Raw genomic sequence first — 24,687 nt, forward strand, 5'->3', positions numbered from 1 at the left:
ACAGGGGTGGCGGCAGATAAAGGATACATGAATGTACCAGTTTTCCTACGCCGAAATCATGGAGGATGGTGTCGCAGACGCGAAGGATCGCGAGCGACAGGCGTTGACCAAATCGATCGAACTGCTTGTGGAAGCAAAGGATTCGTCTTCCCAGCGCCATACGATCGAAGCACTTTTTTACACTCGGCGGGTCTGGATCCGCTTCATTGAGGACCTCAAGCAGCCGGACAACCAACTGGCTATGGAGCTGAGGGCCAATCTGATCTCGATCGCGATCTGGATTTTGAAAGAGTGCGAACTGATCCGGAAACGTCAGTCGACGAATTTCCAGGGCATAATTGACGTGACAACCATCATCAGGGATGGACTGAAATGAAAAGTACACTTCGAATCTCGCTGAAATCAGGCGAAAAGATTTTCATCAACGGTGCGGTTTTGCGGGTGGATCGCAAGGTGGCGCTCGAATTCCTGAACGATGTCACGTTCCTGCTTGAAAACCACGTGCTGCAGCCGGAGCAGGCGACAACGCCGCTGCGGCAGCTTTATTTCATCGCGCAGATGATCCTCATCAACCCGGAAGGGCGTGAACAGTCTACAAACATGTTCCGCAAGTCCGTAAGCATGCTGCTGAACTGCTTCCAGCATGATGAGATATTGGCGGAACTCAAGCGGATCGACGGGCTGGTTGCCTCGGGCAAGGCTTTTGAGGCGCTGAAGGCCATTCGCGGTCTTTATCCGACCGAGGAAAAAATCCTCAACAATCAGGAAATGACCCCCGCAACGATCGAACAGATTCGCAAGGAGATCGCACCATGGCGGTAGATGCAGTCAACTCGGCAGCCTCTAACCCCTGGGCCAATGCCGGGGCGAGCAGCAATGACAAGAACGCAGCTTCGCTGAACTACGACAGCTTTCTGAAGCTCCTCATCGCCCAGATGAAGAACCAGGATCCGACCAGCCCGATGGATGCCGGTCAGCAGATGTCGCAGCTGGCAAGCTTCTCGCAGGTTGAGCAGACGATCAAGACCAACACCCATCTGAAGAGCATGCTGCAGGCCGAAGCCCTGACACGCGCTTCCGATCTGGTCGGCAAGACGGTCAAGAGCGCCGACGACAAGGTCACCGGTGTGGTGAAGGAAGTCGAGGTCTATTCGGACGGCGTTGTCGCCATTACCGAAGCTGGTGACAAAGTGCTGCTGCAGGCCGGTGTGAGCTTCTCGAACGGCCCGATCGAGACTAAACCTGAAGGTGGTACCGATTCGGATAAGCCTGCCGATTCGTGATAATGTAGGGGCGGTATGATGCCGCCCTTCTGAATAAAGGATGCGACGATGAACGAGGCCGATGCGCTTGATATCATGCAGGCAGCAGTCTGGACTGTTCTCGTCGCGGCCGGTCCGGCCGTTCTGGCCGCCATGATCGTCGGTGTCGCCATTGCCTTCATACAGGCCCTGACCCAGGTTCAGGAAATGACGCTGACATTTGTTCCCAAAATCGTCACGATCATGCTCGTGCTTGGCATTGCCGCCCCCTTTGTGGGTGCGCAGATCGCCCTTTTTTCCAATCTCGTCTTTTCGCGCGTCCAGTCCGGCTTCTGATATCCGCGCGCTGCGGATGCCACCCTCGCGCAAGCTTCAGCGACTAGTGATAGGCTGAAGCATCGGACCGAATTGCGCGCGCAATTTCGAAAAGCCGGTGCCGCGAACCGTGCGGCGGCTTTTCCGTCGCCCTTCTCATGAAGAGACAGGACGATTTTATGGCGCAACCACCAGTCATCTCCTTGCCCAAGGTAAGTCCGAGCATGCGGGATATCGGTTTCGCATTGGGCATCATTGCGATCCTTTGCGTTCTGTTCCTGCCCATTCCGGTCATGCTGGTGGATATCGGGCTGGCCTTTTCCATCGCGCTCTCCGTCCTCATCCTGATGGTGGCACTGTGGATTCAGCGGCCGCTGGATTTCTCGTCTTTCCCGACCGTGTTGCTGATCGCGACGATGATCCGCCTGTCGCTGAACATTGCGACGACGCGTGTCATTCTTTCGCATGGCAACGAGGGACCGACGGCGGCGGGTGGCGTGATTGCCGGCTTTTCCAGCCTTGTCATGTCGGGCGACTTCGTCATCGGTCTGATCGTCTTTCTGATCCTGATCACCGTCAACTTCATCGTCATCACCAAGGGTGCTACGCGTATCGCCGAAGTCGGCGCCCGCTTCACGCTGGACGCCATTCCCGGCAAGCAGATGTCGATCGACGCGGATTTGTCCGCCGGCATCATCGATGAAAAGGAAGCGCAGCGCCGTCGCCGCGAACTGGAAGAGGAAAGCTCCTTCTTCGGCTCGATGGACGGTGCCTCGAAATTCGTCCGGGGCGATGCGATTGCCGGCCTCATCATCACCGCGATCAACATTTTCGGCGGCATCATCATCGGTTACTTCCGCCACGGCATGCCGATCGGCGAAGCGGCGGATGTTTTCGTCAAGCTTTCGGTCGGTGACGGTATCGTCTCGCAGATCCCGGCCCTTATCGTCTCGCTGGCGGCCGGCCTTCTGGTGTCGCGCGGCGGCACCGCCGGCTCCACGGATCAGGCCGTCGTCAATCAGCTCAGCGGCTATCCGCGCGCTTTGATGGTCTCGGCCATGCTGATGGGACTGCTGGCGATTATTCCGGGTCTTCCCTTCCTGCCCTTCATCTTCCTCGGCGGCATCATGGCCTTCGGCAGCTGGTATATTCCGCGCCAGGCCGAAGCAGAAAACGCGCTCCGCCGTCAGGAGGAGGCGAACAAGGTTCTCCAGACCACCGAAGCGGAAAAGGATTCGGTCAAGCAGGTGCTGAAAACCGCCGAGATCGAACTGGCGCTCGGCAAGCAGGTTTCCACCCGCCTTCTCGGCGCGCATCAGGAACTGGCCTTCCGCGTTGGCAAGATGCGCAAGAAATTTGCGACCCAATACGGTTTCGTCGTACCGGAGATCAAGGTCTCCGACGACATCATGATCCCGGAAAAGGCTTACCAGATCCGCGTCCACGGCACGACCATCGCGTCGAGCAATCTGCGTGTCGGCGATGTTCTCGTGGTGACCGGGGCAGGGCGCAAGCCGAGCATTCCCGGCGACGAAATCCGCGAGCCCGCCTTCGGCATGCCGGCCGTCTCGATCCTTGAAACCTTTACCGAGGATCTGAAGCGCGAAGGTTTCCATCCGATCGATAACGTCTCTGTCGTGCTGACGCATCTGAGTGAAGTCATCCGCAACAACCTGCCGCAGCTTCTGTCCTATAAGGACGTCAAGATCCTGATCGACAGGCTTGATCCGGAATACAAGAAGCTGGCCGACGAAATCTGCTCGTCGCATATGTCCTATTCCGGTCTGCAGGCGGTTCTGAAACTGCTGCTCGCCGAACGCGTGTCGATCCGCAACCTGCATCTCATTCTGGAAGCCGTTGCCGAACTCGCGCCGCATGTGCGCAAGACGGAACAGATCGTCGAACATGTGCGGGTGCGCATGTCGCAGCAGCTCTGCGGCGATCTCGCCGACAATGGCGTGCTGCGTGTCCTGCGCCTCGGCAACAAGTGGGACATGGTCTTCCATCAGGCGCTGAAGCGTGACCAGAAGGGCGAAATCGTCGAATTCGATATCGATCCCCGCCATCTCGAGGAGTTTTCGGAGCAGGCTTCGAAAGTTATCCGTGAATTCATGGATCGGGGGCTGCCCTTTGTCCTTGTAACCTCGCCGGAAACGCGGTCCTATGTGCGCATGATTATCGAGCGACTCTTTGCGACCCTGCCGGTTCTTTCACATGTGGAATTGGCCAAGGGGCTGGAGATCAAGATCCTGGGCGCCATTTCATGATAACCGACCCGCAAGGGACAATTATCGCATTGTTCCTTGCCATTTGCCGTATCGGCGCCTGTTTCATGACCATGCCGGGCTTTTCCAGCTCGCGCATATCACCACAAATCCGCATGCTGCTGTGCGTTGCGGTGTCCATGGCGCTTCTGCCGGTGCTGTGGGATACGATCTATCCGAAAGTCTCCGGCGCAAGCCAGGCCACGGTCGTCGGCCTCATCTTCACCGAGGTCGTCATCGGTGCGATGTATGGCCTGATCGCACGGTTTTATACGCTCGGTTTCCAGTTCACGGGTGCGCTCATCGGCGCCTCCATCGGTCTCAGCGCCCCAGGCGGTGCGGATGTCATCGAAGAGGTGCAGGAAAACCAGATATCCAACTTCATCACCTTCGGCGGCCTGCTGGTGCTGTTCATGCTGGATTTCCACCATATCGTCCTGAAAGCGCTGGTTGATTCCTATACCGCCACGCCGGTCGGGGCGCTTATCAGCGGCCAGAAGATGCTGATCACGCTCACCGATACGCTCAGGGCATCGTTCTCCATCATGCTGCGGCTTGCCAGCCCTTTCGTGATCTACGGCCTGATGTTCAACGTTGCGGTCGGTCTCATCAACAAGCTGGCACCCCAGATTCCTGTTTACTTCATCTCGACGCCTTTCGTTCTGGCGGGCGGTCTTTTCATGCTTTATTTGTCGGTCGCGGCCCTCATCCGTCAGTTCGTGGACGGTTTCGGCCCGGTCTTCATCGGTTTTTGATCTGGAGAAAGCCATGGCTTCGGACAAGCGCTCGGCAAAACTCAAGCGTCTGGTAACGGTCCAGCGCCACATGGAAAAAATGGCCGAGGTGGAGCTTGCCGATACCACCCGCGTGCGTACCGAAGTGGCGCAATCCATGGATAACGTGCTGGAGGCCATGAGTTCCATGGAGCCGGTGCATCAGACATTTTCCAGACATTATTCGGATCGTTACGGCCGCCTTGTCGTCAAGGACCGCCAGCTTGCCGGCGTGCAGCAATTGCAGGAAAACAAGGTGCTGAAGGAAAAGACCAAGGCTGACCGGCTTGAGGACAGAATGCACATTGCCCGCGATCTCGAGGACCGCGAAGCCGACGACAATGCAATCTATGATCTGCTTGAAATGACAAACGCATCCCGGACACCAGCCTCCAGCAAGGTTGGCGATCCATAGTCCGTTCCATTGTTGCATCGCGGGCGTTCGAAAGACGTCTCCGGCGATGTTTCTTGATTGAACGGACGCGTCGGTTTTCATACCGCACGTTCGTCAGCTCGGGAGATCGGGACGTGGCGATATCGGTTATAAGTGATCTGGTGATGGATGTGGTGCGCGCTGCGGACCCCCAGGAAGTACAGATCGCCCAGGAAAAACTCAAAGCGAACAAGGCGGCTTTTGCCGCAACCAGCCTTGCAGATGCGGGCAAGGGCTTTGGCGCCGCCGTCGATGTGCTGGATGGCGCCTCTTCGAAGGCGGGCCTTGGCGACACCAATATTCGCTCCGCGCGCACGGAGATTCCTGAGACTTACCGGAAATATGAAGCCTCGGTTCTCCAGACCTTCGTTGCCAACATGCTGCCGAAAGACAGCGAGGAAGTGTATGGCAAGGGTAATGCCGGCGAAATCTGGAAGAGCATGATGGCGGAACAGTTTGCCGACACGATCTCCAGAAATGGCGGCGTCGGCATTGCCGAACAGGCCTACAAGGATGCGTTGAGAAAAGCCGAAAGCAAAGGCATCACCGACGTATCGATGAATGAAAAAGACCACAATGCTGCAATTCGGATGGTGGCGGAGTTCGAGCGGCAGGTCCTCGGCGTTTCCAATGATAAAACGGACGAGGCTTGAGAATGAAAAACCTTAACGAGGAGACAAGCATGGACCTTATGTCGAACGACCACCGTATCCAATCCGTTCTCGGCCGCCTTGAGATGATCATCGACAATGAGAACGATAATATCGGTAAGGATCCGCAATTCGACTTCAAGGTTTCCAACGCCCATAAAAGCCGTTGCCTGTATGAACTCACCATGCTGTTTCGCGATACACCGCGCGAAGACATCGCCGGTGGTTATCTGGAGCAGGTGAAGGGCATCAAGTCCAAGCTCGCGACCAATGCCAGCCGCGTCGAGGCGCATCTGAACGCGGTTCGTGCTGTTGCGGACCTGCTCAAGAACGCGATCCAGGAAGCCGATACGGACGGCACCTATTCGCAGGAACAGTTCATGTACGGTGCCGCCTCCTGATGTTGAAGCTTCTTCTCACCGGCGTCTGGGTTTGCGCCGTCACGCTCGGCGCGGTGTATTTCTCCGTCCAGATGGCGACGGCGCCGGGAGATGAGGCGGGCGAGAAAAAGACCAATCTGCAATTGGTCAAGGGTGAAAGCATCACCATTCCCGTCATCAATGATGGCGGGGTGAACGGTTATTTCCTCAGCCGTATTTCGCTGCGTGTCGACAAGGACAAGATGGCGAAGATCGAATTGCCGGCCACGCAGCTGATGACCGACGAATTGTTCACGCTTCTGGCGGGCTCTTCCATGGTCAACATCGCCAATATTTCCACCTTCGATCCCGAGGCTTTCAAGCAGCGCATCCGCGAGGGGCTGAACAAGAGGCTCGATGACGAGGTGGTCGAGGATGTGCTGATCGAGCAGCTGGATTATCTGTCGAAGGCAGATATTCGCGAGCAGAATGGCAATGGCACGCCCCGTTCGGTCAAGATCGTCGAAGGCGAGAAGGCCGAGGCTGAAAAAGAAGCGGCTGCCGCGCCCAGCCACTGACGTCGCAGGGCGCGGCTCACGCGTCCGCCGACGGGCGGTTTTCTGGTCTGGTTAACCGTTCCTTGTCACGCGCCCGAATATTCGAGCGATTGCTTTCAGCATAACTTCAACCTGCACCTGTATAAACAAATCCATGAGCTGCCGTCCCGCCATCATGCGCCGGATCGGCGGAGATGGATTTGGCATTCGGGGGTTGGCAATGAATTTCGCGGCAGGTTTTGCGCGGCCGGGATCGCAACGGAATATCCACGGGCTGCGTGTCTGTGATCTCGACTGGAATGGGGCGCTGGAGCTGGTCAGCGGCCGGGCTTCGACTTGCGAAGGGCACACGATGCTCTCCTTCCTCACCATCGATAAAGCCAAGCTGTCTCTCAAGGATATCGCTTACCGCGAGATTCTGGAAAGCTGCCTGCTTCTGCCACAGGGCAAGGCGATGAATGCCGCCGCCCGTGTGGAAAATGGCAAACCTCTGTCCGCTGCCATCGACGACGTCGCTTTCGTCATGGCGCTTCTGACCTATATGGCGGTGCCGAAACGGATCGGTGTTGCCGGCGATGATGCGGCGCAGCTCAGTGAAGTGCTGGCAAAGCTGCGTGCCCACGCGCCGTGGCATGATTTCGTGATGCTGGGTCGGGATGCCTCCGGGGTTAAGGTCGATGTTCTGCTTGCCGGCATGAGCGGTGAAAACCAGGAAAAATGGTTGCACCGAACCGTCAGCCGTCAGGATGTGCGCGTCACAATCGCGGTCGGTTCATTGTTCAAGGTCTTGTCGTCCGAAGTGGCGGGCATGCCCGAGATCTTCCGCAAGCTGCATATGAGCTGGCTTTACAGCCTCTGCGCCGAACCCTGGCACATTGCACTCGGCAAAGCTGAGACGGGTTCGCGGAGCCCGCGTTAACCATTTGTTTGCCACGATCCTTTAACCTCTCGTAAGGTTTTGACAGTCGCCCGTTGCGGGCGGCACCGAGGGTGGCAGACGGCTTCAGATGGTTGATAACAGTCCGGACATGATGGCGACCCGTCCCGACGAGGACGATTTTGCCGTGCCCCCGTCGCAATGGCGCAGGCATTGTCTGCGGCTTCTGACGGCTGGTTGCGTCGTTGCCGCCATCGTTACCGGCGCGGCTCTTCCGTTGCTGCTGATCGATTCCGGTTTTCGCGGATATGTGTCGCAGGCCCGGATCGAGATCACCCAGACGTCCTATGACGCGCCCGATGCGGCCCGTTTTCTGGCGATGGCACGACGTACCCTGTTATCTCCCGCCGGGCTTGACCGGGTCAGCGGCGATCTGAAGCTGAAACCCGCCGATATGGTGGGCGTTCGAAATCAGGGTGAGCTTGGCCTGCTCGTTGATCTTTTGACAGGCGCGGACGCACGTCCGCTTTCGCCACGAGAAGCATTGAATGGCGCAGTGGGTGAGGCGATCCGGCTGGAACTGACGCCGGATGAAAATACGCTGATCGTGACGGCAAAGACCGCGACGCCGGAAAGCGCGATGCGGCTGGCCGACTATCTGTCGATGCGGGTCATGGCGGATGGCAAGGCCGGCACCATGACGCCCGCCATGCGTGAGACGGAGCGAGCGCGCAAAAGACTGGACGAAGCGGAAGCGGCATTGAACGGTTTCCAGATGCGCCATGGCGATGCTGTTCTCTCTGAGGTGCACGAGCTCGAGCAGCAGTTGCGTGACGTAAACGACAGCCTTGCGGGAAGCACGCAGCATCAGCAGTCGCTTCAGGCGGATTTGGCGGTGGCCTCTGCTCTCAAACCGAATGAGATTTTGTCGAAGCCCTTGCCGTCCGGCGTGGCTTTTGCAGCGCTTGAGGATATCAGGCAGAAACACGCGACCGCGAGCATGGCGCTTGCCAGTGTCTCGGTTGATTATGGCCCGAAACACCCACGCCGCATCGCCGCCCAGAATGCGGTGGATGCCGTACAGGGCCTGGCAGCTCCCGCATTGCGCCAACTGGTTGAAGGTTTGCGGGTGGATGAAAAGCGCATCGCCCAGGAGATTGCGACCGCGAATGGCGAGCGTAAGAAGCACCTTGACCGCTTAGAGGCTCTGGGCGTCGCCCCCGGTGAGCTTTCGCGATTGCAGGCTGAGCTTGAGACGGCGAGAAATTCCTATCTGGAAGCGAGCGAGCGCCGCGATCTGTCCTCTTCCTCCACGCCCGCCATCGAGACCCGCCTTGCAAAGAAGGCCGGACCAGGCGAACTGTCGCGTGATCTGACGCAGGCGGCGATGATGGCAGGTGGCGGCGGCCTGATCGGTCTGCTGGGCGGCCTCTATCTCCTGAGCTATCGTCGCCATGACGAGGAGCAGGAGGACGCGCTGGTCGTCGAAAATGAAGCGCAACTTCCCGATTTCATGGATGGGCCGGAGCAATCGCTGCAGTTTTCCGAATTCGAGCAAATCGAGCCGGCGGTTTTCGATGATCTGGAAGAGCTTGCCACAGAAGATCATGTCCAGCCTGAAGACGCCTTCGCTGACTATTATGGCGAGGCTGCAAATGATGCCGATGATATGCCGCTGGACGAGCGCGTGCGGCAGGTGCTGATGGGTAACCGAACGGTCAGAAGCGCCACTCAAATCTCGCCTGAACTTCCGCCATTGCTCAATGAAGCTCTTGCAGGACACTTCGATCATGAACAGGCCGAAGCCGAGGAGTTGGCGGAATTGAGACGCGAGCTGGCGCATCTGAAGGAGCGTCTTGCCGATTACGCCGATCACCAGGACGACTACCGTAAAACTGCCTGACGAGGCTGTATTTTTGCTTGCATTCCTGCAAAGGGGGCACCATACGGGGCCAACGTAATCCAGCAGGAGCAAGACGCATGGCAGTTGTGATTGACGGGAAGGCGAAGGCCGCTTCGGTAACGGAGGCGGTTCGCATATCGGCAGAAGCGCTCGAGGCGGAACGGGGCGTGAAGCCCGGTCTCGCAGTCGTCATCGTCGGTAATGATCCGGCCAGCCATGCCTACGTGAACTCCAAGAGCAAGATGGCCAAGCAATGCGGCTTCAACTCCATCCAGCACACGCTGCCGGAAGAGACGACGCAAGGTGAGCTTCTGAAGCTGGTTGGCGAACTGAACGCCGATGCCTCCATTCACGGCATTCTGGTGCAGCTTCCGCTGCCGAAGCATTTCAATTCCGATGAGATCATCCAGTCGATCCTGCCCGAGAAGGATGTGGATGGCCTGAGCGTGTTGAACGCCGGCAAACTGGCGACCGGCGATCTCGCCACCGGCCTCATTTCCTGCACGCCGGCCGGCGCCATGCTTCTGGTGCGCAGCATTCACGGCGACGACCTTTCCGGCCTCAATGCCGTGGTCATTGGCCGTTCCAACCTGTTCGGCAAGCCGATGGGCCAGCTTCTGCTGAATGCCAATGCCACCGTCACCATGGCGCATTCGCGCACCAAGGATCTCGCCACCGTCTGCAAGACGGCTGATATTCTCGTCGCGGCCGTTGGCCGCGCGGCGATGGTCAAGGGCGACTGGGTGAAATCAGGCGCAACCGTCATCGATGTCGGTATCAACCGCATCCCCGCACCCGAAAAGGGCGAAGGCAAGTCGAAGCTGGTCGGTGATGTCGCCTTCGACGAGGCAAGCGCCGTGGCCGCTGCCATCTCGCCGGTACCCGGCGGTGTCGGCCCGATGACGATCGCCATGCTGATGGCCAACACCGTCATCGCCGCTTATCGCAAGCTTGGCCGGACGGCTCCGAAGTTTTAAGCCTGTCGCGTTCGATCGAACTCCACGGCATAGGAATTTCTGTGCGCTGGCCCTCACTGCCGTCATTCCGGCCTTGAGCCGGAATCCAGCCGACGCGCGTCTGCGCGGCGAGACGACTCTTTTCAGCCCAAGGACTTGGGCTGGCTGGATGCCGGCTCAAGGCCGGTATGACGGGCGGGGGATGAAGGCCGGCTTCTACACTTTTGGAGCCGGCCCCGTCGAAGAGCGCACCACAAGCTCCGCCTTCCAGAGCTCCTGATGCGGCTCCATCTGCTCGAACTTGATCCGGTTGATCAGGCGCTGGCCGACGCGAACGCCCGCCGCCCGCAGCGACGAGCGTGTGGTCGTCAGCGGCACGGAAAAATTGTCCGGCTTCAGCAGCGGCAGCACGTCGTCATGGGCGATCAGCGAAATGTCCTTGCCGGGTTTTAACCCCCGCTGGTTCATCGAGCGGATAGCGCCCAGCGCAAGCGCGGTACTGGCGCAGAGAATGGCGGTCGGCTTTTCCGGTTGAGACAGTAGCGCCTCCATGCCGAGATAACCCTCCTCGTCCGTCATGCTGCTGTGCCGTTTATTGGCCGAGTGCAGGGCGAGGCCGCTTGCCTCCAGTGCCTTCTCCACCCCGAGACAGCGCCGATAGGTAAAGTCATAGCCCTCCGGGCCGTTCAAAAGCCCGATGCGCTTATGACCGAGCTGGAGGAGAAGCTGGGTCGCATCACGAAACGCGCCCTCATTGTCCACATCGAGATAGGGATAAGTCTCCTCCACGCCGACCGACCTGCCATGCACGAGGAAGGGCAGGGAGAGCGACTGCATCATGGCAATGCGCGCATCGTTCTTTTTCATATAGGCGAGATAGATGCCATCAACGCTACCGCTTGCGGCGAGCCCACGCAGGGCTTCGCGCTCTTTCTCCGGTTCCGTCGGCATGATGACGAGATGAAAACCGCTGCGCGAGGCTTCTTCGCCGAGACCGCTTAAGAATTCGCCGAAATGCACATCGGAACGGTGGTGCTCGCCAATCGGCATGACGAGCCCGATGGAGCCGACCTTGCCGGTTGCCAGCCGCTGCGCCGCCGCGTTCGGGCGATATCCCGTCTTCTCGGCGGCCTCCATGACGCGGCGGCGCGTCTCCGCGCTCACCTCCGGGTAGCCGTTGAGCGCCCTGCTGATGGTGGTCTGCGAAATGCCCAGCAGTTGCGACAACTGTTTCAGGTTCATGTCTTGAATTTCCTCCATGCACGCGCTTCAGGAACCGGCAAAGCCTCTCCTCATATTCCCAAAGCGCTTTAGATTTTTACCAGCCTCCGCTGCTTTTCTCAATCGAAAACGATAGCCGCCTTCCTAAATAAATATGACTATTCACGCGGTGCGGCAACGTTTCCTCGGAAACAGCCTCTTGACTCCATCTTGATGACAATGAGATGAATAGACAGCCAAAGCGCTTTGATTGAGAGAGGACGCTTTGAGCCTTTTATGTGATGGGAGGTAAATCACATGCGGAAGACTCTTTTGGCGACGGCGGCCTCAATGGTGCTGCTGTCGGGTGCGGCCTTTGCCGCTGACCTGAAATTCGCGCCTGGCCAGGATGCCAAGTTCAACTGGAAAAGCTACGAGGACTTCAAGGCGGCCCATGCCGACCTGAAAGGTCAGACGCTGACGATTTTCGGGCCCTGGCGCGGCGAGGACGAGGCACTGTTTCAGTCGGTGCTTGCCTATTTCGCCGACGCGACCGGCGTGAACGTCCGTTATTCCTCGTCGGAAAATTACGAGCAGCAGATCGTCATCGATACGCAGGCGGGTTCGCCGCCCAATATCGCCATCCTGCCGCAGCCCGGCCTTCTGGCCGATCTCGCGGCCAAGGGCTTCCTCGTGCCGCTCGGTGACGAGACTGCCAATTGGGTCAAGGAAAATTACGGCGCAGGCCAATCCTGGGTCGATCTCGGCAGCTACAAGGGCAAGGACGGCAACAAGGCTTACTTTGCGTTCCCCTTCAAGGCCGATGTGAAGTCGCTCGTCTGGTATGTGCCTGAGAACTTCGAGGAAGCGGGCTATAAAGTGCCCGAGAGCATGGAAGACCTGTTCAAGCTGACGGACCAGATTGTAGCCGATGGCGGCACGCCCTGGTGCATCGGCCTCGGCTCTGGCGGTGCGACCGGCTGGCCGGCAACCGACTGGGTGGAAGACCTGATGCTGCGCACGCAGCCGCTCGACGTTTACCAGAAGTGGACGACCAACGAGGTGAAGTTCACCGATCCGGCCGTGGTCGAGGCGATCAACGAGTTCGGCAAATTCGCCAAGAACGAAAAATACGTGAGCGGCGGCGTTGCAGCCGTGGCCTCCACCGACTTCCGCGACAGCCCCAAGGGTCTCTTCGACATTCCGCCGAAATGCTACCTGCACCATCAGGCGTCGTTCATTCCGTCCTTCTTCCCTGAAGGCACCAAGGTCGGAACGGATGCGGATTTCTTCTACATGCCGACTTACGCGTCCAAACCTGACCTCGGCAAGCCGGTTCTCGGCGCCGGCACGCTCGTTACGGTCACCAAGGAAGCACCGGCGGCCAAGGCATTCGTCGAATTCCTGAAGACCCCGATCGCCCACGAAGTATGGATGGCGCAGTCCAGCTTCCTGACGCCCTATAAGGGTGTGAATGTCGACACCTATGCCAATGAGCAGATGAAGCGCCAGGGGGAAATCCTCACGACCGCGACAAGCTTCGGCTTCGACGGTTCCGACCTGATGCCCGGCAAGATCGGTGCCGGCGCGTTCTGGACCGGCATGATCGATTTCGTCGGTGGCAAGTCCGCCGATCAGGTCGCTGCCGATATCCAGAAGGCCTGGGACGGCCTGAAGTAACAATCGGATCAGGCCCGGCGGCACGCTGCCGGGCCTTTACCAAATGGAACTGCCCCGACGACCGCATAAATCAGCGCGGCGCGGAGAGGATCAGGGAGGGAACATGGCTCAACAACTCGTGTCTGCCATCGGCGTCATGGTAGCGGGCGTTTTTGCCTGCGCTGCCTATTACTGGCTATCCGACAAGGCGCTGCAGGTGATCTTTCCCGTCCGCTCGGGAGATGTCATTCACGCATCCCGCAATCTAAACCGCCGCGCCGCCGTCCGGCCCTGGCTGTTCATCGGCCCGGCGCTGATCCTGCTGCTGGTCTATCTGGTCTATCCCGTCATCGCCACGCTGATCCTGTCCTTTTATGATCGCACAGGCAGCGAATTTGTCGGCCTCGCCAATTATCGCTGGGCGTTTTTCGACGCGGGTTTCCGCCAGTCGATCTTCAACAACATCCTCTGGCTCGCCGTTGTGCCGGCCGCCTGCACCTTCTTCGGCCTCGTCATTGCCGTCATGACCGACCGGATCTGGTGGGGCAACATCGCCAAATCCATCGTCTTCATGCCGATGGCGATTTCTTTCGTTGGCGCATCGGTCATCTGGAAGTTCATCTATGAATACCGTGCCGAAGGTCAGGTACAGATCGGCCTCTTGAACGCCATCGTCGAGTTTTTCGGTGGCAGCCCGGAGGTTTGGATTTCCATGCCCTTCTGGAACAATTTCTTCCTGATGGTCATCCTCATCTGGATTCAAACCGGTTTCGCCATGGTCATCCTGTCGGCGGCTTTGCGCGGCATTCCGGAAGAAACCATCGAGGCGGCTGTCATCGATGGCGCCAATGGCTGGCAGATCTTCTGGAAGATCATGGTGCCGCAAATATGGGGCACCATCGCCGTCGTCTGGACGACGATCACCATTCTCGTGCTCAAGGTCTTCGATATCGTGCTGACCATGACCAACGGCCAGTGGAACACCATGGTCCTCGCCAATCTCATGTTCGACTGGATGTTCCGCGGTGGCGGCGACAGCGGCCGAAGTGCGGTTATCGCGCTCATCATCATGGCGGCCGTCACCCCGATCATGGTCTGGAATATCCGCCAGGCAAACCGCGAGATGGAGGGCCGCTGAGATGAATATCGTCAAACGCCTGCGCCGTGTCGGCCTGCCGCGCCTCATCGTCCATGCCAGCGTCCTCGTCGTCGTGCTTCTCTGGCTCTTACCCACGCTCGGCATTCTCGTCAGCTCGCTGCGCGACAAGGACCAGATTACCGTGTCAGGCTGGTGGACGGCCTTCTCCAGCTCCGAACAGACCTCGGCAGTGCGCCTCGCTGATGCTTCCGTGCAGAAGCAGGACGGCAGCCGCTATGTGATATCAGGCAATGTCTTCGAAAACGGCGCGGGCGGAAAAGTCTCCGCCTTCGGCGTGCGCGTTCAGGAACCGAGAGCATTCAACGCCGGCGAACCGGCCGATATCGGCGATGGCGAAACCCTGCTCGTCAATACGGACGGCACTTACGAATATAGCAGGGCTTCGAGCTTCGAGGGCGCGCGCGGCAAGCGCGTCTATATTTCCGTCGCGACGCCGCCCGTCTTCACGCTCGACAATTACCGCACGGTTCTGACCTCGGAAGGCATCGGCCAGTCCTTCGTCAACTCACTCACCGTCGCCGTGCCGGCAACCGTCATCCCCATCCTCATTGCGGCCTTCGCCGCCTATGCGCTGTCATGGATGAGCTTTTCCGGCCGCAATCTGCTGATTGCCATGGTGGTGGGCCTCATCGTCGTGCCGTTGCAGATGTCGCTGATCCCGCTGCTGCGGCTCTATAATGAAATCGGCACCATCTTTGGCGTGCCGTCCAAGACCTATGCCGGCATCTGGCTGGCGCACACCGCCTTCGGCCTGCCGCTCGCCATCTATCTGCTGCGCAACTATATTTCCGGCCTGCCGAAAGAGATCATCGAAAGCGCCCGCGTGGATGGTGCCAGCGATTTTGAAATCTTCGTCAAGATCATCCTGCCGCTCTCCTTCCCGGCGCTTGCCTCCTTCGCCATCTTCCAGTTCCTGTGGACCTGGAACGACCTGCTCGTCGCCATGGTGTTCCTTGGCACGCAGAAGGACGAACTGGTATTGACCGGTGCGCTCAACGCGTTGCTCGGCTCGCGCGGCGGCAACTGGGAAATCCTCACCGCTTCGGCCTTTGTCACCATCATCGTGCCGCTTTGCGTCTTCTTTGCTCTTCAACGTTATCTCGTGCGTGGCCTGCTTGCAGGCTCCGTCAAGGGAGGCTGACATTCCATGAACGCCCATACCAGACAGGACACTTCCATGACCGCTTCGGTGACTTCCGCTTTGACGCCCAACAAGGACTGGTGGCGCGGCGCTGTTATCTATCAGATCTATCCGCGCTCCTATCAGGACTCCAATGGCGACGGCATCGGCGATCTCAAGGGCATCACCGACCGGCTGGCGCATATTGCCGGCCTCGGTGCCGATGCGATCTGGATTTCGCCCTTCTTCACCTCGCCGATGAAGGATTTCGGTTACGACGTCTCGAATTATGTCGATGTCGATCCGATGTTCGGCACGCTTGCCGATTTCGACGGGCTGATTGCCGAAGCCCACCGGCTCGGCATCCGCGTCATGATCGATCTCGTCATGTCGCACACCTCTGACCAGCACCCATGGTTTGTGGAAAGCCGCGCCAGCCGCAATAATGCGAAATCGGACTGGTATGTCTGGTCGGATGGCAAGCCGGATGGCACGCCGCCCAACAACTGGCTGTCGATCTTCGGCGGTCCGGGCTGGCAGTGGGACCCGACGCGCATGCAATATTACATGCACAATTTCCTGACCTCGCAGCCGGACCTCAACCTGCACAATCCGGAAGTTCAGGAAGAGCTGCTGAACATCACCCGTTTCTGGCTGAAGCGCGGTGTTGATGGTTTCCGCCTCGACACCATCAATTTCTATTTCCATGACCTTGAGCTGCGCGACAACCCGGCGCTCGCGCCGGAGCGCCGCAATGCCTCCACGGCACCTGCGGTCAATCCCTATAACTTCCAGGAACATCTCTACGACAAGAACCGCCCGGAAAACATCGCCTTCCTGAAGCGCTTCCGCGCTGTACTGGACGAGTTCCCTGACATCGCCGCCGTCGGCGAAGTGGGTGACAGCCAGCGCGGTCTCGAAATTGTCGGTGAATATACCTCCGGCGATGACAAGATGCAGATGTGCTATGCCTTCGAATTCCTCGCACCCGATGCGCTGACCCCGCAGCGCGTCGCCGATGTGCAGGCGGATTTTGCGAAAGCCGCACCGGAAGGCTGGGCCTGCTGGGCTTTCTCCAACCATGATGTCGTGCGCCATGTCAGCCGCTGGGGCGAGCATGTCGAGGATAAGGACGCTTTCGCCAAGGTTCTCTCGGCACTGCTTATGACGCAGCGCGGCTCCGTCTGCATCTATGAGGGCGAAGAACTCGGTCTCACCGAAGCCGATATCGCCTTTGAGGATTTGCAGGATCCATACGGCATCCAGTTCTGGCCGGAATTCAAGGGCCGCGACGGTTGCCGCACGCCGATGGTGTGGGATGCCGGCCACGCACAGGCCGGTTTCTCGACAGCCGACAAGACATGGCTGCCCATTCCGGCCGAGCACAAGCAGCGCGCCGTCAGCGCCCAGCAGGGCAATGAAGCTTCGGTGCTGGAACATTACCGCCGCTTCCTCGCTTTCCGCAGGCAGCACCCGGCCTTCGCAAAGGGTGGTATCGAATTCCAGCCGGTGCAGGGTGAGGTGCTGAGCTATACCCGCAAGCTGGGCAACGAAACCGTGCTTTGCCTCTTCAACTTGTCCGCAACGCCGGCAAAAGCCACGCTGCCGGAAGGGAACTGGGAGGTTCTCGAAGGTCATGGCTTTGCAAGCGGCCTTGAAGGCAGAAGCGTAGAACTTCCGGCATGGGGCGCATTCTTCGCCCGTTACGCCTGACAGAATAGGGAGGACCACCCATGACAAGTCTCGTTCTCAAGGATATCCGCAAATCATACGGGCAGGTGAAGGTCCTGCACGGCATCGATCTTTCGATCGAGCAGGGCGAATTCATCGTTTTCGTCGGCCCGTCCGGCTGCGGAAAATCGACGCTTCTGCGGATGATCGCCGGTCTGGAGGAGATCACCGGCGGCGAGATGTTCATTGATGGCCAGCTCGTCAATGAAATCCCGCCCTCGCGCCGGGGCATCGCCATGGTGTTCCAGTCCTATGCGCTTTATCCGCATATGACTGTCTATGACAACATGGCCTTTGGCATGAAAATCGCCAAGGAAAACAAGCAGGAGATCGACCGCCGCGTGCGTGCCGCTGCCGAAATCCTGCAGCTGACGCAATATCTGGAGCGTCTGCCCAAGGCCCTGTCAGGCGGCCAGCGCCAGCGCGTCGCCATCGGTCGTGCCATCTGCCGCAATCCCAAGGTCTTCCTGTTCGATGAACCGCTTTCGAACCTTGACGCTGCCCTGCGTGTCGCCACCCGTATTGAGATCGCCAAGCTCAACGAGCAGATGGCCGATACGACGATGATCTATGTCACCCACGATCAGGTGGAGGCGATGACGCTGGCAGATCGCATCGTTGTGTTGAATGCGGGTCGTGTGGAGCAGGTCGGCCCGCCGCTCGAACTTTACGAAAGGCCGGCCAATCTTTTCGTGGCGAAGTTCATCGGCTCGCCCGCCATGAACATCATCTCGGCGAAGATCGCCGGAACCGGCGAGCGGACCTCGATCGAACTGGCCGGCGGCAAAACATTGGCCGTCAATGTTCCGACCCCGGCCACCGAGCAGGGCAAGGCTGCGAGCTTTGGTGTGAGGCCGGAAGACCTCAGCGTCGTCACCGGCGATGACTATCTTTTCGAAGGCAAAGTCTCGATCGTCGAGGCTCTGGGCGAAGTGACGCTGCTTTATCTCGAGGCTCCGAAGGGGCAGGAGCCGATCATCGTCAAGATCCCGGGCATCCTTTCCGTTTCCAAGGGCGAAACCCTGCGGTTTGCAGCACCGCAGGAAAAGCTCCATCTCTTCGATGCTGACGGCAAGACCTACCGTCCATAATCGCCGGCAATATCGTAAAACACGCCCCGGAACCTTACCGTTCCGGGGCTTTTTCGTGCGTTTTTGCCCCTGTGGAAAAACATCGGAAATGTCCCGCTTCCGGTCTGTTTGAGGCAAGTCTGATATGAATTGTTAAAGACTATGGCCTAGTCTCGATCTGTTAAGAGAGCATGGGAGTCCGGGCGTGCAGAGCAGTGCGGGTGTCATCAGGAACCATTACCTGAGCAAGGAAGAATCCTTCATGTACGACCGCGAAAGCCGGTTTCGCATGGAAGATACCATGAATGCGGCACGCATCGAATATACCGAAAAGGCCGTCATGCACATGGCGGCGCGGCGCTGTGACGTCATCCGCATCTCCCAGACCGAAGCGGTGCTGGCACTGCTGACGAAATATAACCTGCCCAACCAGTTCTATCTGGATATTCCCGACGCCCGCATCACCAAGATCGGCTGCGTGATGTTGCGCGTCAACGCCAACAACACCATCCATGTCCGCTTCCTGCGCATGTTGACGCAGAAGGAACTGGACCGCATCTTCGTGTTCAGCACGCATCCGGCGCACAAGGACCGAAAGCTCGATATCCGGTCTTTCTGAAATATCCAAATCTGCCGAAGGGACTTAAGAAAGCCCGTCCACAACCGTCTGCTTCAGCTTCACTTCAGGCACCTCCGTGAAGGCAAGATCGCTGCGGCCGAAATAGGATTTCTGGTTGGTGGCCGACCAGTCGTTGCAGACCAGCTTGTAACGTTGTTTCGTTTCCGGTTTTTCCGGCATGGCGTAGAGATAATCGCCGGTGCGCGCAGCAAGCGGAATGTCGCCGTCCTGGTTGCATCGTTCAAGGATTTCAGCAAGCGCTTCGCCATCCACTTCCGTCACCATCAGCTTGCCGTCGAAACGCAGCGAGGCGTTGAAATCATAGCGGCGAATATCGCCCTGCGGCAGACCTGCGCCGAGTGACGTATGGCCGATGAAACCGACATCCGCGCCGGTTTTCGCGGCGATAAGCTGCGCCACATGGCGTCCGGCCTCATCGACAGTCATGGCCTTGGCGGATTTACCGATAACCGCCCGTTCTTCTGCCGTCAGGTGTTTTTCGAGCGTCTGCTCGATCAGGCTCTTGAGGGCCGGGGAGGCGGGGGCGTCGCTATCGATCGCGATCGTTTCAATGGCCGGAGCCTTGCCGGGGGCGGAGATCGTTGCCACCGTCATGGAGGTGCACCATGAGCCGGTATGGAGATAACGCGTGGCGCCCTGTTCGTGCACGAAGTTCAGGTGATCGTGACCGCCGACCAGCAGCGTGCCATCCGGCAGCAGGGGCAGGATGTCGCGGTCGGCAACGACGCCGGCATGGCTCAAGACGATGTTGATAGCGCCCGACTTAACGATGCCGGGCAGATTGGCCTTCGCCCATTCGACCGGCTGCGGGATGTCGAGCATCTCGCGCGTCGCCTTCGGATAGGTGTTGATCGCGTTGGTGGCGAGACCTGCCACGACGACCTGCCGTCCACCGACGCTCACCTCCGCACTGGCAGGTGCATAGGGCTTTCCGACGCGTTTATCGATGATGTTGGAAAGCACGGTGATACCCAGTGCCTGGGCGCGGCTGACGAAATTGGCAAGATCATTGTCGATATCGGGCTCATGATTGCCGATATTGATGACGGTGGGGGCGAGCTTGGCGAGTGCAGCGAGGAACGTCCACTCGATTTCACCGGCCGAACGGGTGGCCACCGCATTGCCGAGTTCGAACAGGTCGCCATTCAGCAAAATGATATGCGGCGTCTTGTCGGCAGCGACGCGCGTTTCTATGGCCGCGAGAAGCTGGCCGATGCGTTCATAAGCCGAATGCAGGTCGGAGATCACGATCGCACGCAGCGCGACATCCTGCGCCGTCGCTGGCGTGGCCAAGGCAATCAACGGCAGCACGGCTGTGCCAGCCATAAGCTTCAGCACATCGCGGCGTTTGCTTGAGAAAATCGTCATGTCCTGGCCCCATCATCCGAAACTGCACCGTCGTCCCACGGTTGCTCGAGAAGGCCCTATAGGGCGATCATCACAGCCGCATGACAAGTGTGACTTTTACGAATTGGGAAATAAAGCTGTTTCTGCGCCGGATTATCAGGTGCGAGAAAGTGCAGTCGAACGATACCGCAAAGCAGGGTTGAAAGGCGAAAGCCGTATCGACCTTCGCCTTTCAAAAGATCAATGGAAGAGCACGCTCGCGCCCTGATCGGCCGGGCCGGCATTGCGGCGGAAGGGGGCGAAAAGTTCGCGGCCCATGCCCCATTCATTGCCGGAAAGATCGGCGCGTGCCGGTTCGCGTTTCGCCAGTTCAGCGGCGGACACCAGCACTTCCAGCGTTCCCGAGATAGCATCGAGACGGATGATGTCGCCATCGCGGATGAGCGAAATCGGGCCGCAATCGGAAGCCTCCGGCGTGACGTGGATAGCGGCCGGCACCTTGCCTGATGCGCCGGACATGCGCCCATCCGTCACCAGCGCCACCTTGAAGCCGCGATCCTGCAAAACGCCGAGCGGCGGCGTCAGGCGGTGCAGTTCCGGCATGCCATTGGCCTTCGGCCCCTGGAAGCGGACAACGGCGATGAAGTCGCGGTTGAGTTTGCCTTCCTTGAAGGCGTCCTGAAGCTCCTGCTGATCGTTGAAGACGATCGCCGGCGCTTCGATGATGTGGCGTTCCGGCTTGACGGCGGAAATCTTGATGACCGACTTGCCGAGATTGCCCGTCAGCATCTTCAGGCCGCCGGTCGGCTGAAACGGCGTTTCGATGCTCGAAAGCACCTTCGGGTCATGGCTCTGCTCGGGGGAGGGCTGACGCGCGACTGCGCCCTTTTCGTCCAGCATGGCATCGACGGTGTAGGCTTCGAGACCCTGTCCGAAGACGGTGCGCACATCGCCATGCACGAAACCCTGTTTCAAGAGCTGCTTGATGAGGAAGCCCATGCCGCCAGCGGCGTGGAAATGGTTCACATCGGCAAGACCGTTGGGATAAACGCGGGCGAGCAGCGGCACGATGTCTGAAAGATCGGAAATATCCTGCCAGGTGAGGATGATGCCGGCGGCGCGCGCCATGGCGATCAGATGCATGGTGTGGTTGGTGGAACCGCCCGTCGCATGCAGCCCGACAACGCCGTTGACGACGGATCTTTCGTCGATCATCTCGCCTGCTGGCGTGAATTCATTGCCCTGCGCAGTGATTGCCAGCGCGCGCTTGGCAGCCTCACGCGTCAGCGCATCGCGCAGCGGCGTGCCGGGATTGATGAAGGAGGAACCGGGCATATGGAAGCCCATGATCTCCATCAGCATCTGGTTGGAGTTCGCCGTGCCGTAGAAGGTGCAGGTGCCGGGACCGTGATAGGATTTCGATTCCGCCTCCAGAAGCTCGGCGCGGCCGACCTTGCCTTCGGCATAAAGCTGGCGGATGCGTGACTTCTCGTCATTCGGCAGGCCTGATGTCATGGGCCCGGCGGGAACGAAGACGGCGGGCAGGTGACCGAAGGCGAGTGCCGCGATCACGAGGCCGGGCACGATCTTGTCGCAGACACCGAGATAGACGGCGGCGTCGAACATATTGTGCGACAGGCCGATGCCGGCTGCCATGGCGATGGCATCGCGGGAAAACAGCGAAAGCTCCATGCCTGGCTGCCCCTGCGTCACGCCATCACACATGGCCGGAACCGCGCCCGCCACCTGGGCTATGCCACCCGCCTCCTTGGCCGCATCGCGTATGATCGCCGGAAAGGTCTCATAGGGCTGGTGCGCCGACAGCATGTCGTTATAGGCGGTGATGATGCCGAGGTTTGGGACCCGGTCGCCGGCAAGGATGTCCTTGTCGGCGGGGGAACAGACCGCAAACCCGTGCGCAAGGTTGCCGCAGGAAAGCACGGAACGGTGAACGCCTTTTGAGACCTGCAGCCGCAACCGCTCGAGATAGGTCTCGCGGTAAGGCTTGGAACGTTCGACGATACGGGCGGTGATGGCCTGAATGCGGGAATCGGCGGACATGGGCGTTCATCCTGTTCGTTGGTCGGCAACCGGCGTTCCGGGAGGTGAACGGCCGGTTGTCGTGTTTCTGTCTTCATGTCTTCGGGGCGCTTGTCGCCGGGCCGCGTGTGCGGCGGTACTTTCGGCTTACGGCGCCCAGTATATATCCACGAGCGTTTCTGCCCGGTTCAGCACGGCACGAACAGGCATTTCGTCCTCATCCTCACCTGACTGAGCTTTTTCAAGCGTCGCCTTCTTGGCTGCACCTTCAATGTGCAGCACCAGAAAATCGGCATCATGCAAGCTGGAGAAATTGAAGGTCAACCGCTCCTCTCCCGCATTTTCCGCCGCCATGGTCAAGACGCCGCGTGGCTCATTAAGGTCCAGCGCTTCGTAGAGATTGTCTCCACCGGGGAAGAACGATGCCGTATGACCATCCGTTCCCATACCCAGAATGACCACATCGAAAGGATCGCAGATCGCTTCGGTCTTGACGGTTGCGAGCGTCGCCGCATCCTCCGGCGAGGCCGCCGACTGGAAAAGCGGCACGAAATAGGCCGCCTTCGCCTTGTCCTGCAACAGGTTCTCGGCAACCAGACGATGGTTCGAACGATCGCTTTCCGGCGGCACGAAACGTTCGTCCACCAGCGTCACGCTGATATTGGGCCAGTCGAGATCGTGTTTGGAAAGCGCCTGGAAGAACAGTTTCGGCGTCGAGCCGCCGGAAACGGCAATACTCGCCGTGCCACGTTCCTGCGTTGCGGCCGAAAGGCGGCTGGCAACTTCTGTTGCCAGTGCTGAGGCGAGGTCGGCGGCGCTGTCGAAGACATGCAATGTCTCACTTATCTCCGTCATCCTCAATCTCCATCATGCCAGGTGCGGCCGTCACGCTCGATCAGCGCGATCGAGCCGCTCGGACCCCAGGTGCCGGCCGTATAACCCTGCACGCCCTGCGCCAGTTCTTCCCAGCTCTTGAGAATGGGGTCGATCCAGTCCCACGCGGCCTCGACTTCGTCGCGGCGCATGAACAGCGTCTGGTTGGAGCGGATGGTGTCCATCAACAACCGCTCATAGGCATCGGGGCTGCGCACGTTAAAGGCTTCGGCGAAGCTCATATCCAGCGACACCTGGCGCAGGCGCATGCCGCCCGGGCCGGGGTCCTTGATGAGCAGCGACTGCTTGACGCCTTCATCCGGCTGCAGGCGGATGACCAGCTTGTTGGCCTCGATCTTGCCGGCCGCATCGTCGAAGATCGAATGCGGGATCTGCTTGAAGGTGACGACGATTTCCGAAACGCGGGTCGCGAGGCGCTTGCCGGTGCGGATGTAGAAAGGAACACCGGCCCAGCGCCAGTTGGCGATTTCGGCCTTGATGGCGACGAAGGTTTCGGTGTTGGAAACGCCGCCTTCCAGCTCTTCCAGATAGCCCTTCACCGGGCCACCGGCGGAAGCACCGGCACGGTACTGGCCGCGAACCGTCTGCTTTTCGACATTGCTGGTGTTGATCGGCTTCAGGGAGCGCAGAACCTTGAGCTTTTCGTCACGCACGGCTTCCGCATTCATGGATGCGGGCGGCTCCATGGCCACGAGGCAAAGCAGCTGGAGGATATGGTTCTGCACCATATCGCGCAGCGCACCGGCCTTGTCGTAATAACCGGCGCGACCTTCAAGGCCGACGGCTTCGGCAACGGTGATCTGCACGTGGTCGATATGGGCGGAGTTCCACAGCGGCTCGTAAAGCGCGTTGGCGAAACGCAGCGCCATCAGGTTCTGCACCGTCTCCTTGCCGAGATAGTGGTCGATGCGGAAGATCTGCTCTTCCTTGAAGACGTGGCCGATGGTGTCGTTCAGTTCCTGCGCGGAAGCGAGATCGCGGCCGATCGGCTTTTCAACGACGATGCGGGTCGAGCGGGTGATCAGCTTGTGCTCGCGGATCTTGTCGGCAATGTCGCCGAAAATGCCCGGCGCGACGGCCAGATAAAAGGCGCGGATGCGATCCTTGCCCTCATCGAGCAGCTTCTTCAGCACGTCCCAGCCATTGCTGCCCTTGGCATCAACAGGCACGTAGAAAAGCCGGTTGAGGAACAGCGTGACCTGCGCGTCGTCATATTCGCCGGCCTTCAGGTGCTCCTTCAGCGCATCCTGCGCGAATTTGCGATATTCCTCATGGCTCATGACCGAACGCGACGCACCGATGATGCGGGTCGGCTCCGTGAACTGGCCTTCGACCTGCCGGTGATAAAGGGCCGGCAGAAGCTTGCGCTCGGCAAGATCGCCCGTGCCGCCGAAAACGACACAATCAAAAGGTTCAACAGGAATGATCTGACTGCTCATATCGATTCTCTCGATCTTCAAGGGTTGGGGCATCAATAA

The 24,687-nt window shown here is 59.2% G+C and carries 24 protein-coding genes; 19 read left to right on the forward strand and 5 right to left on the reverse strand.

The features are described 5' to 3' along the window. Nucleotides 1-31: 31 nt before the first annotated feature. From flaF to PL640_RS02440, 13 genes are all read left to right on the forward strand, one after another. Nucleotides 32-376: a flagellar biosynthesis regulator FlaF gene (gene flaF, locus PL640_RS02380; protein WP_045021979.1), complete on the forward strand. Its 345-nt coding sequence runs from the start codon at nt 32-34 to the stop codon at nt 374-376. Next, nucleotides 373-822 (forward strand): flagellar biosynthesis repressor FlbT, encoded by a 450-nt coding sequence (gene flbT, locus PL640_RS02385; protein ID WP_046800601.1) that lies wholly within the window; start codon nt 373-375, stop codon nt 820-822. Before flaF ends, flbT begins: the two co-directional genes overlap by 4 nt. Then, the gene (flgD, locus tag PL640_RS02390; RefSeq protein WP_142841151.1) at nt 813-1,283 is read left to right on the forward strand and encodes a flagellar hook assembly protein FlgD; all 471 of its coding nucleotides are present in this window, start codon (nt 813-815) and stop codon (nt 1,281-1,283) included. Before flbT ends, flgD begins: the two co-directional genes overlap by 10 nt. Before the next feature lie 48 nt (nt 1,284-1,331). Continuing rightward, complete coding sequence (locus PL640_RS02395) at nt 1,332-1,598, forward strand: flagellar biosynthetic protein FliQ (RefSeq protein WP_142841153.1); 267 nt, start codon at nt 1,332-1,334, stop codon at nt 1,596-1,598. 158 nt (nt 1,599-1,756) lie between these two features. Beyond that, nucleotides 1,757-3,844 (forward strand): flagellar biosynthesis protein FlhA, encoded by a 2,088-nt coding sequence (gene flhA / locus PL640_RS02400; protein ID WP_142841154.1) that lies wholly within the window; start codon nt 1,757-1,759, stop codon nt 3,842-3,844. After that, nucleotides 3,841-4,596 carry a flagellar biosynthetic protein FliR gene (gene fliR / locus PL640_RS02405; protein ID WP_142841156.1) on the forward strand — a complete coding sequence of 252 codons (756 nt, stop codon included), beginning with the start codon at nt 3,841-3,843 and terminating at the stop codon, nt 4,594-4,596. The genes flhA and fliR overlap by 4 nt, the downstream gene beginning before the upstream one ends. A 13-nt stretch (nt 4,597-4,609) precedes the next feature. Beyond that, nucleotides 4,610-5,029, forward strand: coding sequence for a hypothetical protein (locus PL640_RS02410; protein ID WP_142841158.1), 420 nt, complete (start codon nt 4,610-4,612; stop codon nt 5,027-5,029). Between the two features lie 113 nt (nt 5,030-5,142). Beyond that, a complete protein-coding gene (locus PL640_RS02415; protein ID WP_271360681.1) occupies nt 5,143-5,700 on the forward strand; it encodes a rod-binding protein in 558 nt (185 codons plus the stop codon). A gap of 29 nt (nt 5,701-5,729) precedes the next feature. Then, a complete protein-coding gene (locus PL640_RS02420; protein WP_046800735.1) occupies nt 5,730-6,098 on the forward strand; it encodes a hypothetical protein in 369 nt (122 codons plus the stop codon). Next, complete coding sequence (locus tag PL640_RS02425; protein ID WP_271360682.1) at nt 6,098-6,634, forward strand: flagellar basal body-associated FliL family protein; 537 nt, start codon at nt 6,098-6,100, stop codon at nt 6,632-6,634. Before PL640_RS02420 ends, PL640_RS02425 begins: the two co-directional genes overlap by 1 nt. 199 nt (nt 6,635-6,833) lie before the next feature. Beyond that, entirely contained in the window at nt 6,834-7,532 is a 699-nt protein-coding gene (locus tag PL640_RS02430) for a WecB/TagA/CpsF family glycosyltransferase (RefSeq protein ID WP_271360683.1), read from the forward strand. Between the two features lie 88 nt (nt 7,533-7,620). Next, the gene (locus PL640_RS02435) at nt 7,621-9,393 is read left to right on the forward strand and encodes a GumC family protein (RefSeq protein WP_271360685.1); all 1,773 of its coding nucleotides are present in this window, start codon (nt 7,621-7,623) and stop codon (nt 9,391-9,393) included. 77 nt (nt 9,394-9,470) lie between these two features. Continuing rightward, nucleotides 9,471-10,370, forward strand: a complete 900-nt coding sequence (locus PL640_RS02440; RefSeq protein ID WP_271360687.1) for a bifunctional methylenetetrahydrofolate dehydrogenase/methenyltetrahydrofolate cyclohydrolase — start codon at nt 9,471-9,473, stop codon at nt 10,368-10,370. A gap of 195 nt (nt 10,371-10,565) precedes the next feature. Here PL640_RS02440 and PL640_RS02445 read toward each other — a convergent pair whose 3' ends face one another. Then, the gene (locus PL640_RS02445; RefSeq protein ID WP_271360688.1) at nt 10,566-11,591 is read right to left on the reverse strand and encodes a LacI family DNA-binding transcriptional regulator; all 1,026 of its coding nucleotides are present in this window, start codon (nt 11,589-11,591) and stop codon (nt 10,566-10,568) included. Between the two features lie 276 nt (nt 11,592-11,867). Here PL640_RS02445 and PL640_RS02450 point away from each other — a divergent pair, with 276 nt between their 5' ends. The 6 genes from PL640_RS02450 to PL640_RS02475 all read left to right on the forward strand — a co-directional run bounded on the left by PL640_RS02450 (nt 11,868) and on the right by PL640_RS02475 (nt 18,907). Beyond that, nucleotides 11,868-13,229 (forward strand): ABC transporter substrate-binding protein, encoded by a 1,362-nt coding sequence (locus PL640_RS02450; protein ID WP_269698634.1) that lies wholly within the window; start codon nt 11,868-11,870, stop codon nt 13,227-13,229. Nucleotides 13,230-13,332: 103 nt separating this feature from the next. Beyond that, nucleotides 13,333-14,346 (forward strand): carbohydrate ABC transporter permease, encoded by a 1,014-nt coding sequence (locus PL640_RS02455; protein ID WP_046800613.1) that lies wholly within the window; start codon nt 13,333-13,335, stop codon nt 14,344-14,346. Between the two features lies 1 nt (nt 14,347). Further along, a complete protein-coding gene (locus tag PL640_RS02460) occupies nt 14,348-15,508 on the forward strand; it encodes a carbohydrate ABC transporter permease (RefSeq protein ID WP_269698632.1) in 1,161 nt (386 codons plus the stop codon). Between the two features lie 36 nt (nt 15,509-15,544). Further along, on the forward strand, nt 15,545-17,200 hold the full coding sequence (gene bglA / locus PL640_RS02465) for a beta-galactosidase BglA (protein WP_080818816.1): 1,656 nt from the start codon (nt 15,545-15,547) through the stop codon (nt 17,198-17,200). 20 nt (nt 17,201-17,220) lie between these two features. Further along, nucleotides 17,221-18,309 (forward strand): ABC transporter ATP-binding protein, encoded by a 1,089-nt coding sequence (locus PL640_RS02470; protein WP_142841170.1) that lies wholly within the window; start codon nt 17,221-17,223, stop codon nt 18,307-18,309. Nucleotides 18,310-18,550: 241 nt separating this feature from the next. Next, the gene (locus tag PL640_RS02475) at nt 18,551-18,907 is read left to right on the forward strand and encodes a hypothetical protein (RefSeq protein WP_034496014.1); all 357 of its coding nucleotides are present in this window, start codon (nt 18,551-18,553) and stop codon (nt 18,905-18,907) included. A gap of 24 nt (nt 18,908-18,931) precedes the next feature. Here PL640_RS02475 and PL640_RS02480 read toward each other — a convergent pair whose 3' ends face one another. The 4 genes from PL640_RS02480 to zwf form a co-directional block, all read right to left on the reverse strand. Then, nucleotides 18,932-20,296 carry a metallophosphoesterase gene (locus PL640_RS02480; RefSeq protein WP_271360689.1) on the reverse strand — a complete coding sequence of 455 codons (1,365 nt, stop codon included), beginning with the start codon at nt 20,294-20,296 and terminating at the stop codon, nt 18,932-18,934. Nucleotides 20,297-20,515: 219 nt separating this feature from the next. Continuing rightward, complete coding sequence (gene edd, locus PL640_RS02485; RefSeq protein ID WP_271360690.1) at nt 20,516-22,336, reverse strand: phosphogluconate dehydratase; 1,821 nt, start codon at nt 22,334-22,336, stop codon at nt 20,516-20,518. Nucleotides 22,337-22,462: 126 nt separating this feature from the next. Continuing rightward, nucleotides 22,463-23,161: a 6-phosphogluconolactonase gene (pgl, locus tag PL640_RS02490; protein ID WP_271361437.1), complete on the reverse strand. Its 699-nt coding sequence runs from the start codon at nt 23,159-23,161 to the stop codon at nt 22,463-22,465. An 11-nt stretch (nt 23,162-23,172) separates the two neighbouring features. After that, nucleotides 23,173-24,648 carry a glucose-6-phosphate dehydrogenase gene (gene zwf, locus PL640_RS02495; protein WP_142841179.1) on the reverse strand — a complete coding sequence of 492 codons (1,476 nt, stop codon included), beginning with the start codon at nt 24,646-24,648 and terminating at the stop codon, nt 23,173-23,175. Nucleotides 24,649-24,687 lie beyond the last annotated feature (39 nt).

The sequence above is a fragment of the Agrobacterium sp. ST15.16.024 genome, from assembly GCF_027956545.1.
GTDB lineage: Bacteria > Pseudomonadota > Alphaproteobacteria > Rhizobiales > Rhizobiaceae > Agrobacterium > Agrobacterium cucumeris.

Excerpts from the sequence above, each read along its gene's own strand:
- flaF (WP_045021979.1), top strand. The coding sequence starts at position 32 with ATGTACCAGTTTTCCTACGCCGAAATCATGGAGGATGGTGTCGCAGAC.
- flbT (WP_046800601.1), top strand. The coding sequence starts at position 373 with ATGAAAAGTACACTTCGAATCTCGCTGAAATCAGGCGAAAAGATTTTC.
- flgD (WP_142841151.1), top strand. The coding sequence starts at position 813 with ATGGCGGTAGATGCAGTCAACTCGGCAGCCTCTAACCCCTGGGCCAAT.
- PL640_RS02395 (WP_142841153.1), top strand. The coding sequence starts at position 1,332 with ATGAACGAGGCCGATGCGCTTGATATCATGCAGGCAGCAGTCTGGACT.
- flhA (WP_142841154.1), top strand. The coding sequence starts at position 1,757 with ATGGCGCAACCACCAGTCATCTCCTTGCCCAAGGTAAGTCCGAGCATG.
- fliR (WP_142841156.1), top strand. The coding sequence starts at position 3,841 with ATGATAACCGACCCGCAAGGGACAATTATCGCATTGTTCCTTGCCATT.
- PL640_RS02410 (WP_142841158.1), top strand. The coding sequence starts at position 4,610 with ATGGCTTCGGACAAGCGCTCGGCAAAACTCAAGCGTCTGGTAACGGTC.
- PL640_RS02420 (WP_046800735.1), top strand. The coding sequence starts at position 5,730 with ATGGACCTTATGTCGAACGACCACCGTATCCAATCCGTTCTCGGCCGC.
- PL640_RS02425 (WP_271360682.1), top strand. The coding sequence starts at position 6,098 with ATGTTGAAGCTTCTTCTCACCGGCGTCTGGGTTTGCGCCGTCACGCTC.
- PL640_RS02430 (WP_271360683.1), top strand. The coding sequence starts at position 6,834 with ATGAATTTCGCGGCAGGTTTTGCGCGGCCGGGATCGCAACGGAATATC.
- PL640_RS02435 (WP_271360685.1), top strand. The coding sequence starts at position 7,621 with ATGGTTGATAACAGTCCGGACATGATGGCGACCCGTCCCGACGAGGAC.
- PL640_RS02440 (WP_271360687.1), top strand. The coding sequence starts at position 9,471 with ATGGCAGTTGTGATTGACGGGAAGGCGAAGGCCGCTTCGGTAACGGAG.
- PL640_RS02445 (WP_271360688.1), bottom strand. The coding sequence starts at position 11,591 with ATGAACCTGAAACAGTTGTCGCAACTGCTGGGCATTTCGCAGACCACC.
- PL640_RS02450 (WP_269698634.1), top strand. The coding sequence starts at position 11,868 with ATGCGGAAGACTCTTTTGGCGACGGCGGCCTCAATGGTGCTGCTGTCG.
- PL640_RS02455 (WP_046800613.1), top strand. The coding sequence starts at position 13,333 with ATGGCTCAACAACTCGTGTCTGCCATCGGCGTCATGGTAGCGGGCGTT.
- PL640_RS02460 (WP_269698632.1), top strand. The coding sequence starts at position 14,348 with ATGAATATCGTCAAACGCCTGCGCCGTGTCGGCCTGCCGCGCCTCATC.
- bglA (WP_080818816.1), top strand. The coding sequence starts at position 15,545 with ATGACCGCTTCGGTGACTTCCGCTTTGACGCCCAACAAGGACTGGTGG.
- PL640_RS02470 (WP_142841170.1), top strand. The coding sequence starts at position 17,221 with ATGACAAGTCTCGTTCTCAAGGATATCCGCAAATCATACGGGCAGGTG.
- PL640_RS02475 (WP_034496014.1), top strand. The coding sequence starts at position 18,551 with ATGTACGACCGCGAAAGCCGGTTTCGCATGGAAGATACCATGAATGCG.
- PL640_RS02480 (WP_271360689.1), bottom strand. The coding sequence starts at position 20,296 with ATGACGATTTTCTCAAGCAAACGCCGCGATGTGCTGAAGCTTATGGCT.
- edd (WP_271360690.1), bottom strand. The coding sequence starts at position 22,336 with ATGTCCGCCGATTCCCGCATTCAGGCCATCACCGCCCGTATCGTCGAA.
- zwf (WP_142841179.1), bottom strand. The coding sequence starts at position 24,648 with ATGAGCAGTCAGATCATTCCTGTTGAACCTTTTGATTGTGTCGTTTTC.